At 53.3% G+C, this 14,628-nt stretch carries 13 protein-coding genes; 10 read left to right on the top strand and 3 right to left on the bottom strand.

The window, feature by feature from the left end:
• The first annotated feature begins 76 nt into the window (after positions 1 to 76).
• The 3 genes from udk to asmA all read left to right on the top strand — a co-directional run bounded on the left by udk (position 77) and on the right by asmA (position 3,253).
• Positions 77 to 718 carry a uridine kinase gene (udk, locus tag DBY68_RS00160; RefSeq protein WP_015963820.1) on the top strand — a complete coding sequence of 214 codons (642 nt, stop codon included), beginning with the start codon at positions 77 to 79 and terminating at the stop codon, positions 716 to 718.
• Positions 719 to 797: 79 nt separating this feature from the next.
• Positions 798 to 1,379: a dCTP deaminase gene (gene dcd, locus DBY68_RS00155; protein ID WP_015963821.1), complete on the top strand. Its 582-nt coding sequence runs from the start codon at positions 798 to 800 to the stop codon at positions 1,377 to 1,379.
• 26 nt (positions 1,380 to 1,405) lie between these two features.
• Entirely contained in the window at positions 1,406 to 3,253 is a 1,848-nt protein-coding gene (gene asmA / locus DBY68_RS00150; protein ID WP_108473734.1) for an outer membrane assembly protein AsmA, read from the top strand.
• A gap of 110 nt (positions 3,254 to 3,363) precedes the next feature.
• Here the strand turns inward: asmA and cbpM are convergent, their stop codons facing one another.
• The 3 genes from cbpM to DBY68_RS00135 all read right to left on the bottom strand — a co-directional run bounded on the left by cbpM (position 3,364) and on the right by DBY68_RS00135 (position 6,324).
• Positions 3,364 to 3,657, bottom strand: coding sequence for a chaperone modulator CbpM (gene cbpM / locus DBY68_RS00145; protein WP_108473735.1), 294 nt, complete (start codon positions 3,655 to 3,657; stop codon positions 3,364 to 3,366).
• Positions 3,657 to 4,574, bottom strand: a complete 918-nt coding sequence (gene cbpA, locus DBY68_RS00140; protein ID WP_108473736.1) for a curved DNA-binding protein — start codon at positions 4,572 to 4,574, stop codon at positions 3,657 to 3,659. The genes cbpM and cbpA overlap by 1 nt, the downstream gene beginning before the upstream one ends.
• 163 nt (positions 4,575 to 4,737) lie before the next feature.
• Positions 4,738 to 6,324 (bottom strand): TerC family protein, encoded by a 1,587-nt coding sequence (locus DBY68_RS00135; protein WP_108473737.1) that lies wholly within the window; start codon positions 6,322 to 6,324, stop codon positions 4,738 to 4,740.
• A 673-nt stretch (positions 6,325 to 6,997) separates the two neighbouring features.
• Here DBY68_RS00135 and DBY68_RS00130 point away from each other — a divergent pair.
• From DBY68_RS00130 to wcaD, 7 genes are all read left to right on the top strand, one after another.
• The gene (locus DBY68_RS00130) at positions 6,998 to 8,131 is read left to right on the top strand and encodes a polysaccharide export protein (RefSeq protein ID WP_108473738.1); all 1,134 of its coding nucleotides are present in this window, start codon (positions 6,998 to 7,000) and stop codon (positions 8,129 to 8,131) included.
• Positions 8,132 to 8,137: 6 nt separating this feature from the next.
• Positions 8,138 to 8,581, top strand: coding sequence for a low molecular weight protein-tyrosine-phosphatase Wzb (gene wzb / locus DBY68_RS00125; RefSeq protein ID WP_108473739.1), 444 nt, complete (start codon positions 8,138 to 8,140; stop codon positions 8,579 to 8,581).
• A 2-nt stretch (positions 8,582 to 8,583) separates the two neighbouring features.
• A complete protein-coding gene (gene wzc / locus DBY68_RS00120; RefSeq protein ID WP_108473740.1) occupies positions 8,584 to 10,746 on the top strand; it encodes a tyrosine-protein kinase Wzc in 2,163 nt (720 codons plus the stop codon).
• 135 nt (positions 10,747 to 10,881) lie between these two features.
• Entirely contained in the window at positions 10,882 to 11,724 is an 843-nt protein-coding gene (wcaA, locus tag DBY68_RS00115; protein WP_108473741.1) for a colanic acid biosynthesis glycosyltransferase WcaA, read from the top strand.
• 2 nt (positions 11,725 to 11,726) lie between these two features.
• Positions 11,727 to 12,215, top strand: a complete 489-nt coding sequence (gene wcaB, locus DBY68_RS00110; protein ID WP_108473742.1) for a colanic acid biosynthesis acetyltransferase WcaB — start codon at positions 11,727 to 11,729, stop codon at positions 12,213 to 12,215.
• Positions 12,212 to 13,429, top strand: coding sequence for a colanic acid biosynthesis glycosyltransferase WcaC (gene wcaC / locus DBY68_RS00105; protein WP_108473743.1), 1,218 nt, complete (start codon positions 12,212 to 12,214; stop codon positions 13,427 to 13,429). Before wcaB ends, wcaC begins: the two co-directional genes overlap by 4 nt.
• Positions 13,404 to 14,627, top strand: coding sequence for a colanic acid polymerase WcaD (gene wcaD / locus DBY68_RS00100; RefSeq protein ID WP_108473744.1), 1,224 nt, complete (start codon positions 13,404 to 13,406; stop codon positions 14,625 to 14,627). Before wcaC ends, wcaD begins: the two co-directional genes overlap by 26 nt.
• Position 14,628: the final 1 nt, after the last annotated feature.

Raw genomic sequence — 14,628 nt, 5'->3', positions numbered from 1 at the left:
ATCCCTATAATTGCCGCGTTTGACGCTCTGGCGTCGTCCTTCCTTATCATCCAGGTTAATCAGGTCGCAAAAATTTATGACTGATAAGTCTCATCAGTGCGTCATCATAGGCATCGCCGGCGCATCGGCTTCGGGTAAAAGTCTTATCGCCAGCACGCTGTATCGCGAATTACGTGAACAGGTTGGTGATGAACACATTGGCGTTATTCCCGAAGACAGCTACTACAAAGACCAAAGTCATTTGTCGATGGAAGAGCGTGTTAAGACCAACTATGACCATCCGAACGCGATGGATCACAGCCTTTTATTGCAGCATCTGCAAATGCTCAAACGCGGCGAACCTATCGAATTACCGGTCTACAGCTATGTAGAACACACCCGCACCGCCGAGACGGTTCATGTCGAACCTAAAAAAGTCATTATTCTTGAAGGTATTCTGCTGCTGACGGAAGCGCGTCTGCGTGAAGAGATGAGCTTCTCTATTTTCGTCGATACGCCGCTGGATATCTGCCTGATGCGCCGCATTAAGCGTGACGTTAACGAGCGTGGCCGTTCGATGGACTCGGTGATGGCGCAGTATCAGAAAACCGTTCGCCCGATGTTCCTGCAGTTTATCGATCCCTCCAAACAGTATGCCGATATTATCGTGCCGCGTGGCGGGAAAAACCGCATTGCAATTGATATTTTGAAAGCGAAAATTAGTCAGTTTTTTGAATAACTCACGCGAATTGTGTAACGTGCAGTAATCGCCCCCGCGTATATGAGAATGGGGGCCGGTTGTACCAAAGGAGAATGGCATGCGTCTGTGTGACCGAGATATTGAAGCCTGGCTGGATGAAGGCCGACTGGCGATTAACCCGCGTCCTCCCGTTGAGCGTATTAATGGCGCGACGGTCGATGTGCGCCTGGGCAATAAATTTCGTACCTTCAGCGGTCATACTGCCGCCTATATTGATTTGAGCGGCCCGAAAGCGGAAGTCAGTGCGGCGCTCGACCGCGTGATGAGCGAAGAGATCGTTCTCGCAGAAGGTGATGCGTTTTATTTGCACCCGGGTGAACTGGCGCTGGCGGTGACGCTGGAATCGGTCACGCTGCCTGCGGATCTAGTCGGCTGGCTTGACGGTCGTTCCTCCCTCGCGCGTCTTGGCCTGATGGTTCACGTGACCGCGCACCGGATCGATCCGGGCTGGTCAGGCTGTATCGTGCTTGAGTTCTATAATTCCGGTAAATTGCCGCTGGCGTTGCGTCCGGGGATGCTGATTGGCGCGCTGAGCTTCGAGCCGCTTTCCGGCCCGGCAGCACGCCCTTACAACCGTCGTGAAGACGCGAAGTACCGTGACCAGCAGGGCGCGGTCGCCAGTCGTATTGATAAAGACTGAGTTGAAGCTGGTCTGGTGAGGATACCATGAGACGTATTTTAACGACGCTGATGATTCTGCTGGTGGTGCTTATCGCCGGCCTCTCGGCGTTGGTTCTGTTGGTCAACCCGAACGATTTCCGCAGCTATATGGTGCGGCAGGTCGAAGCACGTAGCGGCTATCAGCTTCAGCTGGATGGCCCGCTGCGTTGGCACGTCTGGCCGCAGCTCAGCATTTTGTCCGGCAGAATGCGTCTCACCGCGCCGGGCGCGACGGAGCCGCTGGTGCGCGCCGATAACATGCGACTGGACGTGGCGCTGTTGCCGCTGCTTTCGCACCAGTTACAGGTTAAACAGGTGATGCTTAAGGGCGGAGTGATTCAACTTACGCCGCAAAGTGAAGCCGCACCGGTTGAACATGCGCCCGTAGTGCCGAAAGAAAACACCTTACCGTTGGTACCGGAAGATCGCGGCTGGTCATTTGATATCTCTCGTCTTAAGGTGGCCGATAGCGTGCTGGTGTTCCAGCATGCCGATGATGAGCAGATAACGGTGCGCGATATTCGTCTGGAGATGGAGCAGGACGAACATCATCTGGCCACGCTCGATTTTTCTGGTCGCATCAATCGCGATCAGCGTGACTTAGCGCTGGCGCTTACCGCGCGTATCCAGGCCGGAGATTATCCGCACCGTCTGGACGCGCAACTCTCGCAAATCACCTGGCAACTTCAGGGCGCCGACCTGCCTTCCCAGGGCATCAGTGGTGCGGGCAGCGTGAATGCACGCTGGCAGGAAGAGCAGAAAACGCTGAGCTTCAGCGACATCAATTTTACGGCTAACGACAGCTCACTGCGCGGCTCAGGCAGCGTGGTATTGAGCGACCATCCGGTATGGACGCTCGATTTACAGTCTGACAAGCTCAATCTCGATAATCTGTTAACGCGCAGCGCGACATTGACCGACGGCAACGGTGGACAGCAGGCCCAGAGCGCGCCGAAACAGGCACGCCCGGTCATTGCCAACAGCGACAGCGTTCCGCAATACAGCGGTCTGAAAAGCTTTGATGGCACGCTTTCTCTGGTCGCCAAACAGGTGACCTGGCGCGGGATGAACTTTACCAACGTCGCGCATCAGGCGACCAATACGCGTGGTCTGCTGGATATTACCCAGCTTGAAGGCACGCTGGACGGCGGGAAACTCTCACTGCCTGGCCAACTGGATGCCCGGGAAGTCACGCCTGCGGCGGAATTCCACCCGCAACTTGAGAACGTCCAGATTGGCAGCCTGCTGAAAGCCTTTAACTATCCTATCGAACTGACCGGGCGCTTAACGCTGGACGGCGAGTTTGCCGGTACGGCGATTGACGCGGAGAGCTTCCGTCGCAACTGGGAAGGGAAGGCAGATATCTCTCTGAAAGACGTGCGTGCGGAGGGGCTCAACTTCCAGCAACTGGTGCAGCAGGCGGTCGAGCGCAGTGCCGATGTCAAAGCGCAGGAAAGCTACGACAGCGCCACGCGTCTTGATAATCTGACCACCGCGTTCAGCCTGGATCATGGCAAACTGACCCTGAGCAATATGCAGGGCGAGTCGCCGCTGCTGGCGGTTGATGGCAAAGGTGCGCTGGATCTGGTCAAAGAAGAGGGCGATATGCAGTTTAACGTCCGTGTCGTTGACGGCTGGCAGGGGCAAAGCTCGCTGGTGCAAATCCTGAAAGAAACGGCTATCCCACTGCGCGTCTACGGCAAATGGCAGGCACTTAATTATAGCCTTCAGGTTGATCAGGCGTTGCGCAAACATCTGCAAAGCGAAGCGCGCCGTCGCTTGAGCGACTGGGCGGAGAAGAATAAAGACCGCCAGTCAGGGAAGGATGTGAAGCAGTTTTTAGAGAGTCATTAAGACACGTCCGCCTCACCCCGCCCTCTCCCACAGGGAGAGGGAGAAAACCAGCGCAGAACATGTAGATTTGCACACTCTGTCCCCTCTCCCTGCCGGAGAGGGGGCCAACTCTACCACCGCTCCAGCCGTTGTCTCAGCCGTTCGTTTTCCCGCACCAGTCGCGCATTTTCATCCAGTAGCGTCAACGCGACAGCGATCCCCGGCCAGTCCAGCTCCAGCTCATGACGCAGTCTCACTGCGCGATGTACCACCACCGCCGCGTGATCATCAAACAACCACTCCTGGGCCTGAGAGACCTGCGGCTCAATCATCCCCAGCCCGACAATTTCATCCAACTCGTCAGACGAAACGCCCGTGCGCAGACAAAATTCTGTGACGGTTAAGGTTACAGTTACGGTCGTCATTATGCTTTCCCCCAGGTTTTACGCGGGTCGAAGCTGGCCTGACTCTCAGCCAGTTGTTGCCACAGCGCGATCGTTTTCTCATCCGGTTTCGGCGGCATCACGATTTTAATCACCGCAAACAGGTCGCCGGTGACGGTTTTACTGACCAGGCCTTTGCCCTTAATCCGCAACCGTTGGCCGGCCTGACTGCCCGCTGGAATGGTCAGCAGAATGCTCTCTTTGAGCGTTGGTACTTCCACTTTGGTGCCCAGCGCGGCTTCCCACGGTGCTAAAGGAAGAACAATCTCCAGATTGTGGCCGACGATATCAAACAACGGATGCGGCGCGATGTGAATAATCATCCACAGGTCGCCGTTTGGCCCGCCATTTTCGCCCGGCGTGCCCTGGCCTTTGAGGCGAATACGTTGCCCGTCGCTGACGCCCGCAGGGATTTTCACGTTCAGTGTTTTTGGCAGTTCCTGTTCAACCATGCCGAAAACGTTATACACCGGCACCTTATAGCTGATGGTGCGCTGCTGCTCGGCCAGCGTCTCTTCGAGGAACACCGCCACTTCAATTTCCAGATCCTGGCCGCGTGAGGCGCGCTGACGGCGGGCGTGATGCGCCTGCTGACCAAACATCGAAGAGAAGATATCGTCAAAATCTCGCTGATTGTAGCTCTGTTCATGGCCCTGCTGCTGGCGGCCAAAATGCGGATCGTTACGATGCGCCCAGAGCTCGTCATATTCAGCGCGCTTCTGCTCGTCTTTCAATACTTCCCAGGCTTCGGCGAGATCTTTAAAGCGGGCTTCGGCATCGTTTTCTTTGCTGACATCGGGGTGATATTTGCGCGCCAGGCGGCGGTAGGCGGTCTTGATGGTCTTCAGATCGTCCGTTGGTTTAACCCCCAGAATCGCATAATAATCCTTTAATTCCATAATGTTATCTCATTAATGAATGCGGTGGTCATGGCCCACCTGAAAAAAGGGCTCGTGTATAAGCGTAGGGCAAATGTGCGCGGTGAGGCAGAAGAAATGTGTGGGAAAATTGATAGAAGACAAGAAGAGTAAAGGGCTGATTAATAATCAGCCCTTATAGGCACTACACCTCGTAGTTCAGTTCATCCTCTTCCTGTGGCGGTGGGATTATCTGTACTTTTTGCACGCGGTGACTTTCAACCTGCAACGTTTTCAGCGTGAAGGGGCCAATTTGCACCTCTTCACCCGCTTTCGGTACGCGTTGCAAATGTTCCATTAGTAGCCCGGCAATGGTGTGATACTCACGTTTGTCGTCCAGCGGCAGCGGAATGTACTGCACCAGATCCTCCAGTGGCATATGGCCGTTTGCCGTCCAGGTGCCATCCGGGTTGCGCTGGATATCGTGGCGGGCGTCAATCTCTTCCACTTCGTTCGGCAGATTGCCGGCGATGGTTTCCATAACGTCACTGAGTGTCACAATGCCTTCCACTGAACCAAATTCATCAACCACGAACGCGAAGTGGGTACGCGCGCTACGGAACTGTTCCAGTGCCGAGAGCAGCGGCAGCGTTTCCGGAAAGACCAGCGGCTGACGGATGAGCGCACGCAGATCCAGCGGCTCGTTGCGCAGAGACTGTTGCAGCAGGTCAATGACGTGTACCACGCCTAACAGCTCTTCTTCATCATCGCCGCCGGTAATCACCAGACGCGTGTGCTGGTTTTTCTCCAGCAGCGCGCGGATTTCGTTTTCCGGAGCGCTGAGGTCGATGTGCTCGATGTCGTGGCGCGAGGTCATAATGCTGCTGACGGTACGCTGATTGAGGTTGAGTACACGCTCAATCATCATCCGTTCCTGCGGCTCGAAGATGGGATCGTCCCGGTTATCGGCAATCATGGATGCGCTATCGGCATCCAGTTCGGCGTCCTCTTTGCGACCGCTCAGCAGGCGCATTACCGTTTCAGTGGTACGCTGACGCATCGTCAGGTTTGCCGACAGAAAGCGGCGGCGGTTAAAGATCGCCAGCTGATTAAGGGCTTCAATCATCACCGAGAAGCCAATCGCGGCATACAGGTAGCCTTTCGGGATGGCGAAGCCAAAACCTTCGGCAACCAGGCTGAAACCGATCATCAGCAGGAAGCTGAGACAAAGAATAACGATAGTCGGGTGACTGTTGACGAAGCGGGTGAGGGCTTTACTGGCGAGCAGCATCAGGCTGATGGCAATAATCACCGCCGCCATCATGACAGCCAGATGATCAACCATCCCGACCGCCGTAATGACCGAGTCTAGCGAGAAGACCGCGTCCAGCACCACAATTTGTGCGACGACGCCCCAGAAACGCGCGCCGCGCCGCTGGGTGGGGTTATCGCTGTCTTTACCTTCAAGCCGTTCGTTAAGTTCGACGGTGGCCTTAAAGAGAAGGAAGAGGCCGCCGAACAGCATAATGAGGTCACGCGCGCTGAAGCTTAAATCGCGGAACACAAAAAGCGGTTTGGTGAGCGTAACCAGCCAGGAAATTGAGGCCAGCAGCACCAGACGCATCAACATTGCCAGAATCAGGCCGGTGACACGGGCGCGGTCGCGCTGCGCCGGAGGCAGCTTTTCTGCGAGGATGGCGATAAACACCAGGTTATCAATCCCGAGAACGAGCTCGATGACGACAAGCGTGATAAGACCCGCCCAGATTGAGGGATCGGCAATCCATTCCATACGTTGTTTAATACCTTAAGTCATATGACATTTGTCACACTTCGATCATGGATAAAGCCGGCGCAAATTGCAATGTTTCCCTGAGATTTGTCCGACTAAAAATGAGAGTCTCACAGAAATAAAACCTTATGGTTACTCCTGTTTATTATAAAAATACTCAATGGGTGAAGATAGCGCTATTCAGATATTATTAACTATTCCCGTATGTCAATATAAATAAAATCCTAAAAAATTGTTTTTGTGGTGCTTAATATTATTCTTAAAAACTATTTTTAAGGAGACGTTACCTTGCCTGCTGTTTGCATTGCTGCAACAATTCTTCCGGCATTGAATGATAAAAGGTATGGGAACGTATCCGGCGGGTATTTATCGGCCAGAAGTTTTAATGCCAGGAATAATCTTTATTCAATGCTGAAAATGTTGACCTATTTCTAACATTCTGAATTTTAGGTGATTTGGTAGCTTAAAGCCAAGGGCGGTAGCGTGCCTGAAGGCGAGATAATCAGCCTCGATTATTCTGTCAATAGCCTGCGGATGAATACGATCTTTTTTAGGATATATGCCATTTATATTCACGCACGATTAAATGCATTCTGAATGCTCAGGTAATGGAGATGTTCGGGTTTATTTAATTCGCACAGGATAATTTCTCTGCCAAAGTGATAAATAATCAATGATGAAATCCAAACTAAAATTGATGCCATTATTGGTGTCGGTAACCTTTATGAGTGGTTGCACCGTCTTTCCTGGCAGCAATATGTCTACCTACGGGAAAGATGTCATTAAACAGCAAGACGCTGATTTTGACATCGACAAGATGGTGAATGTTTATCCGCTGACCCCGCGACTGATTGAACAACTGCGTCCGCGTCCAAATGTCGCACAGCCAAATACTTCGCTGGATCAGGAGTTAAGCAATTACCAGTACCGCGTGGGGCCGGGGGATGTGTTGAACGTCACCGTCTGGGATCACCCGGAACTCACCACCCCGGCTGGCCAGTATCGCAGCTCAAGCGATACCGGGAACTGGGTGCAGCCTGACGGCACCATTTTCTACCCCTACGTCGGCAAAGTTGACGTAAAAGGCAAAACCCTCTCTGAAATCCGGCAGATTGTCAGCCAGCGTCTGGCCGCCTATATCACGGATCCACAGGTAGATGTGAACGTCGCCGCCTTCCGCTCGCAAAAAGCCTATGTGTCTGGCCAGGTCAACAAGTCCGGCCAGCAGGCGATTACTAACGTGCCGCTGACCGTTCTGGATGCCATCAACGCCGCAGGCGGCCTGACCGATATGGCGGACTGGCGCAACGTGGTGCTGACGCATAACGGACGCGAAGAGCGTATCTCGATTCAGGCGCTGATGCAGAACGGCGACCTGAAACAGAACCGGTTGCTGTATCCGGGCGACATTCTCTTCGTGCCGCGCAACGACGACCTGAAAGTGTTCGTGATGGGCGAAGTGAAAAAACAGAGCACCCTCAAAATGGACTTCAGCGGTATGACGCTGACCGAAGCGTTGGGCCAGGCGGAAGGGTTGGATCTCACCTCTTCGAATGCCAGCGGTATCTTCGTGATCCGTCCGACCAAAGAGGGCAACAACGGCAAGATGGCGAACGTTTATCAGCTTGATATGTCCGATGCGACCTCGCTGGTGATGGCGACCAACTTCGTACTGCAGCCGTATGACGTCGTGTACGTGACGACCGCGCCGGTAACGCGCTGGAACCGTCTGATCAATCAACTGTTGCCGACCATCAGTGGCGTTCGCTACATGACGGACACGGCAAAAGACATTCACACCTGGTAAGCGGCCATGTTTAACAAAATTCTGGTGGTATGCGTGGGGAACATTTGTCGTTCCCCAACGGGAGAGCGTCTGCTGAAAAGCCATTTGCCGTCACTCACCATTGCGTCTGCGGGTCTGGGCGCGCTGGTGGGGAAGGGGGCGGATGCCAGCGCGGTGAGCGTGGCAGCAGACCATCAACTCTCGCTTGACGGGCATTGTGCCCGCCAAATTTCCGGCGCGATGTGCCGGGAGTATGACCTGATTCTGGCAATGGAACGCCGCCACATCTCGAAACTGCATGACCTCGCGCCGGAAATGCGCGGCAAGGTGATGCTGTTTGGGCACTGGGATGATGAACGCGACATTCCCGATCCCTATCGCAAAAGCCGCGAAGCCTTTGAAGCGGTATATCAGTTACTCGACCGGTCTGCTCAACAGTGGGCGCAGGCACTGAAAGCTCAGCAGGGATAACAATGACAGAAAAAGTAAAACAGATAGCCCCGCAGACCACGGGCAGTGATGAAATTGATATTGGTCGCCTGGTGGGCACGGTCATCGAAGCGAAATGGTGGGTGCTGGGTATTACCGGCGTGTTTACGCTGGTTGGCATTATCTACACCCTATTTGCGACGCCGATTTACAGTGCCGATGCGCTGGTGCGTATTGAACAAAATCAGGGCAGCGCGCTGGTGCAGGACATCAGCAGCGCGCTGAGCAATAAACCGCCAGCGTCCGACGCGGAGATCAGAATGATCACCTCACGTCTGGTGCTGGGCAAAACCGTCGACGACCTTGACCTCGATATTTCGGTTGAGAAAAACACTTTCCCGCTGATCGGTGCAGGATGGGATCGCCTGATGGGGCGTAAAAACGAAACGGTCAAAGTCACCACCTTCAATCGCCCACAGTCGATGGCGGAGAGCACCTTTACGCTGGATGTGCTGAGCCCGACGCGCTATCAACTGAGCAATGACGATGGTTTCAGCGCGCAGGGCGAGGTGGGTAAACCGCTGGAAAAAGGTGGCGTGTCGCTGCTGGTGACGGCGATTGCCGCTCATGAAGGCGCATCGTTTACCCTGACGCGATTCTCCACGCTCGGCATGATTAACTCACTGCAAAACAGCCTGAGCGTCACGGAAGATGGTAAAGATTCCGGCGTGCTGACCCTCAGCATTACCGGAGAAGATAAAGAGCAGATCCGCAAGATCCTCGATAGCATTGCGCGTAACTACCTCGAACAGAACGTGGCGCGTAAATCTGAAGAAGCGGCGAAGAGTCTCGCCTTCCTCGATAAACAACTGCCGGTGGTGCGCCACAATCTGGACGTCGCAGAAAATAATCTCAACGCCTATCGCCAGCAGAAAGACTCGGTTGACCTGCCGCTGGAAGCGAAATCCGTGCTCGACTCAATGGTTAACATTGATGCGCAGCTTAACGAATTGACCTTCAAAGAAGCGGAAATCTCCAAGCTCTACACCCGTATTCACCCGGCTTACCGCACGCTGCTGGAAAAACGCCGGGCGCTGGAAGAAGAGAAAGCGCGCCTGTCGAAACGGGTGACCGCGATGCCAAAAACCCAGCAGGAAATAGTGCGTTTAACGCGTGATGTGGAATCCGGCCAACAGGTTTACATGCAATTGCTGAATAAACAGCAGGAGCTGAAAATCACCGAAGCCAGCACCGTGGGGGATGTGCGCATCGTCGACCCGGCGATTGCTCAACCGGGCGTGGTGAAGCCGAAGAAAGCGCTGATTATTCTCGGCAGCCTGATCCTCGGCCTGATGCTCTCGATTGTTGGCGTGCTGCTGCGTTCGCTGTTCAACCGCGGTATTGAAAGCCCGCAGGTGCTGGAAGAGCACGGTATCAATGTTTATGCCAGCATCCCGCTGTCGGAATGGCAAAAAGCGCGTGACAGCGTGAAAACGGTGAAAGGCGTTAAGCGCTATAAACAGAGCCAACTGCTGGCGGTGGGTAACCCAACGGATCTGGCGATCGAAGCGGTGCGCAGTCTGCGTACCAGTCTGCACTTCGCCATGATGCAGGCGGGCAATAAAGTGCTGATGATGACCGGCGTCAGCCCGTCGATCGGTAAAACCTTTGTCTGTGCCAACCTGGCGGCAGTTATCAGCCAGACCGGCAAACGCGTGCTGATGATCGACTGCGATATGCGTAAGGGTTACACCCACGAACTGCTGGGCACCAGCAATGACAATGGGTTATCGGAAGTGCTGGTGGGCAAAGCGGATATCGCGTCCAGTGCCAAACGCACATCCATTACCAACTTCGACCTGGTGCCGCGCGGTCAGGTGCCGCCGAATCCGTCGGAGCTGTTGATGAGCGAGCGATTCAGTGAACTGATGGCCTGGGCCAGCGCCAACTATGACCTGATCCTGATCGATACACCGCCTATTCTGGCCGTCACCGATGCGGCCATTGTGGGTCGCCATGCTGGTACCACCCTGATGGTGGCGCGCTATGCGGTTAACACCCTGAAAGAAGTGGAAACCAGCCTCAGCCGCTTTGAGCAGAACGGCATCAATGTGAAAGGGGTGATCCTGAACTCAATCTTCCGTCGCGCGACGGGCTATCAGGATTACGGCTACTACGAGTACGAATATAAATCTGATTCTAAATAAGGTGTGTTTGCCCTCACCCTAACTCTTTCCCGCAGGGAGAGGGGACTGGTCGGTGCTGGTTTTCTCCCTCTCCCTGAGGGAGAGGGCCGGGGTGAGGGGAAAAATGCCATGACTTTGCTTCTCCGGGGGATCCTCATGACCACAGAAAATCCATTGATCTCTATCTATATGCCGACCTGGAATCGCCAGCAGTTGGCTATCCGCGCCATCAAATCGGTGCTGCGCCAGGATTACCCAAACTGGGAGATGATTATTGTTGATGATTGTTCCGAATCCTACGAACAGCTTCAGCAATTTGTGAGTGAACTGAACGATCCGCGCGTGTGCTACATCCATAACGATGTGAACTCCGGCGCGTGCGCGGTGCGTAACCAGGCCATTATGCAGTCGAAAGGCCAGTTCATCACCGGTATTGATGACGACGATGAATGGACGCCAAACCGTTTGTCGGTGTTTCTCGCACAAAAGCATCAACTGGTGACCCACGCGTTTCTGTATGCCAACGACTATCTTTGCCAGGGGGAAGTCTACTCGCAGCCCGCGAGCCTGCCGCTGTATCCGAAATCGCCGTTTTCCCGCAAGTTGTTCTACAAACGCAATATTGTCGGCAACCAGGTGTTTAGCTCGGCGTGGCGTTTTAAAGAGTGCCTGTTCGATACAGAACTGAAAGCGGCACAGGATTACGACATTTTCCTGCGGATGGTAGTGGCCTACGGTGAGCCGTGGAAAATCGAAGAAGCCACGCAAATCCTGCACATCAACCACGGCGAGATGCAAATCACCAATTCGCCGAAAAAGTTTTCCGGCTACTTCCATTTTTACCGCAAACACAAAGACAAATTTGACCGGGCAAGCAAGAAGTACCAGCTCTTCACCCTGTATCAAATCCGCAATAAACGCATGAACTGGCGCACGCTGTTGACGCTGTTTTCTGTGCGCAACGGCAAACGCCTTGCCGACGGGCTGCGGGGGAAATAATCATGCTGGAAGATTTGCGCGCGAACAGTTGGAGTCTGCGCCCGTGCTGCATGGTGATGGCGTATCGTATCGCCCATTTTTGCTCCGTGTGGCGTAAGAAAAATGTGCTCAACAATCTGTGGGCCGCACCGGTGTTGCTGCTCTATCGCTTCGTGACTGAATGTCTGTTTGGCTACGAAATTCAGGCCGCCGCGACGATTGGTCGCCGCTTTACTATTCACCACGGTTATGCCGTGGTTATCAATAAGAACGTGGTGGCGGGCGATGATTTTACCATTCGCCACGGTGTCACCATCGGTAATCGTGGCCCGAACAGCCTGGCGTGTCCTGTGATTGGCAATGGCGTGGAACTCGGGGCCAACGTGGTGATTATCGGTGACATTACGATTGGCAATCAGGTCACCATCGGCGCAGGCAGCGTCGTGCTGGATAACATTCCCGACCATGCGCTGGTGGTGGGTGAGAAAGCGCGGGTGAAGGTACTGAAATGAATATTATGCAATTTAACGTTCGCCTGGCTGAAGGCGGCGCGGCGGGCGTGGCACTGGATCTCCATCAGCGCGCGCTACAGCTGGGAATGAACTCGCAGTTTATCTACGGCTATGGCAAAGGCGGCAAAAAAAGCGAAAGCCATGACCGCTACCCGAATGTGATTAAGCATACGGCGCGCGCCACCTCAATAGCCAACCTGGCGCTATTTCGCCTGTTGAATCGCGATCTGTTCGGCAATCTGAACGGGTTATATCGCACGGTGGTACAGACTACCGGCCCGGTGGTGTTGCATTTTCATGTGCTGCATAGCTACTGGCTCAATCTGGCAGAGGTGGTGAAATTTTGCCAGCGCGTAAAAGCGCATAAACCGGACGTCACCTTCGTCTGGACGCTGCACGATCACTGGAGCGTTACCGGTCGCTGCGCGTTTCTTGACGGCTGTGAAGGGTGGAAGCACGGCTGTGCGCAATGCCCGACTCTCAGTAATTACCCACCGGTAAAAGTCGATCGTGCTCATCTGCAGGTTGATGAGAAACGCGCGCTGTTTCGCCAGATGCTGACGCTGGGCTGCAACTTTATTTCACCCAGCCATCACGTAGCCGATGCCTTTAACACCCTTTACGGTGCGGGGCGCTGTCTGGTGATTAACAACGGCATTGATGTGGCGACGGAAACCATTTTGGCCGATCTTCAGCCAAAAGCGGCAAACTCACAGCGTCCCAAAATTGCCGTGGTGGCCCATGACCTGCGCTACGACGGGAAAACCAATCAGCAACTGGTGCAGGCGCTGATGGCCCTTGGCGATAAAGTGGAGGTGCATACGTTCGGCAAATTCTCACCGTTTAATGCCGATAACGTGGTGAATCATGGCTTCCTTACCGATAAGCGCCAGTTGATGAGCCAACTTCACGGTATGGATGCGTTGCTGTTCAGTTCACGTGTCGATAACTATCCGCTGATCCTGTGTGAAGCGCTGTCGATTGGCGTGCCGGTTATTGCGACTCACAGTGATGCTGCGCAGGAGGTGCTGAGCAAATCGGGTGGACATACGGTCGATGACAGCGACGTTCTGCGTCTTGCGCAGTTGCCGAAAGCAGACATCGCTCAGGCGATTTTCGGCACCACGCTTGCGCAGTTTAGCGCTCGTAGCCGCCAGGCCTACAGTGGTCAACAGATGCTGGAGGAGTATGTCTCGTTCTATCAGAATCTGTAGCTATCTCCTGCTACCGTTAATCTACCTGCTGGTTAACGTCAAAATCGCCCAGCTCGGTGAGAGCTTTCCCATCACCGTTGTGACCTTTTTGCCGCTGCTGCTTTTACTCTACGTTGACCTGATTAACCTGAAAAAGTTGATGATTGCACTCGGCGCGGGGGCAGGGTTGACGCTGTTTAACTATCTGTTCGGCCAGTCTTACGATGCCAGTAAGTACGTTACCTCGACGATGCTGTTTGTCTATATCGTGATTATTGTCGGTATGGTATGGAGTATTCGCTTCAAGGTTATCTCGCCACATAATCACCGCAAAATTTTGCGTGGCTTTTATATGGTGATTGGCGTCATCGTCATGCTGGCCGCTGTCGAGATGCTGCAAATTATCGTCTCCGGAGGCAGTAGCCTGATGGAGACAATTTCGAAATATCTTATATACAGTAACAGCTATGTTCTGAATTTTATCAAGTTCGGCGGCAAGCGTACCACGGCACTTTATTTCGAACCGGCATTCTTCGCTCTGGCGTTAATCTCAATTTGGCTCTGTATCAAACAGTTCGGTATCAAAACCCCTAAAGCAGATGCTATGATTCTGGCAGGGATTATTCTTTCAGGATCATTTTCCGGGGTAATGACGTTTATTCTGTTCTATTTGCTGGAGTGGGCTTTTCAGTATCTGAACAAAGACGCCATTAAGAAAAAACTGCCGCTGGCAATTATCTCGTTGGCTGTATTTTTGGTCGGTTTAGTGTTTGCTTTTCCGTATATATCTGAGCGTCTGGGCGATCTGGGGACGGAAGGATCATCATCCTATTACCGTATAATAGGCCCACTGGTAATGGTAGGTTATTCGTTAACCAATATTGATGGTATTGTGCGTTTCGGTTCTCTTTATGAATATGTGGCATCATTCGGAATCTTTAACGGTGCGGATGTCGGAAAAACAATAGACAATGGTTTGTATCTGCTCATTATTTATTTTTCGTGGTTTGCAGTGATATTGACGGCATGGTACATGATTAATGTCGGAAAGATGACAATTAACGCTTTTGGGAATAATCGCAATTTCCGCGTGCAGTTGTTTCTTTTTACGCCAATATCGCTGTTTTTTACCGGTTCGATATTTAGCCCGGAATATGCATTTTTAATTGTCTGTCCCTTTATTTTGCGTAAAGCGCTCAATATGGCCGACAACGGATAAG

The sequence above is a fragment of the Pseudocitrobacter sp. RIT415 genome (assembly GCF_003057695.2).
Taxonomy (GTDB): Bacteria; Pseudomonadota; Gammaproteobacteria; order Enterobacterales; family Enterobacteriaceae; genus Pseudocitrobacter; species Pseudocitrobacter faecalis.
This window is presented reverse-complemented; position numbering and strand designations above follow the sequence as displayed.

Bases quoted from the DNA above. Each gene is read 5' to 3' on its own strand.
- udk (WP_015963820.1), top strand. From the start codon at position 77: ATGACTGATAAGTCTCATCAGTGCGTCATCATAGGCATCGCCGGCGCA.
- DBY68_RS00135 (WP_108473737.1), bottom strand. From the start codon at position 6,324: ATGGAATGGATTGCCGATCCCTCAATCTGGGCGGGTCTTATCACGCTT.
- wcaA (WP_108473741.1), top strand. From the start codon at position 10,882: ATGACCACAGAAAATCCATTGATCTCTATCTATATGCCGACCTGGAAT.
- DBY68_RS00130 (WP_108473738.1), top strand. From the start codon at position 6,998: ATGATGAAATCCAAACTAAAATTGATGCCATTATTGGTGTCGGTAACC.
- asmA (WP_108473734.1), top strand. From the start codon at position 1,406: ATGAGACGTATTTTAACGACGCTGATGATTCTGCTGGTGGTGCTTATC.
- wcaD (WP_108473744.1), top strand. From the start codon at position 13,404: ATGTCTCGTTCTATCAGAATCTGTAGCTATCTCCTGCTACCGTTAATC.
- wzb (WP_108473739.1), top strand. From the start codon at position 8,138: ATGTTTAACAAAATTCTGGTGGTATGCGTGGGGAACATTTGTCGTTCC.
- cbpA (WP_108473736.1), bottom strand. From the start codon at position 4,574: ATGGAATTAAAGGATTATTATGCGATTCTGGGGGTTAAACCAACGGAC.
- wcaC (WP_108473743.1), top strand. From the start codon at position 12,212: ATGAATATTATGCAATTTAACGTTCGCCTGGCTGAAGGCGGCGCGGCG.
- wcaB (WP_108473742.1), top strand. From the start codon at position 11,727: ATGCTGGAAGATTTGCGCGCGAACAGTTGGAGTCTGCGCCCGTGCTGC.
- cbpM (WP_108473735.1), bottom strand. From the start codon at position 3,657: ATGACGACCGTAACTGTAACCTTAACCGTCACAGAATTTTGTCTGCGC.
- wzc (WP_108473740.1), top strand. From the start codon at position 8,584: ATGACAGAAAAAGTAAAACAGATAGCCCCGCAGACCACGGGCAGTGAT.
- dcd (WP_015963821.1), top strand. From the start codon at position 798: ATGCGTCTGTGTGACCGAGATATTGAAGCCTGGCTGGATGAAGGCCGA.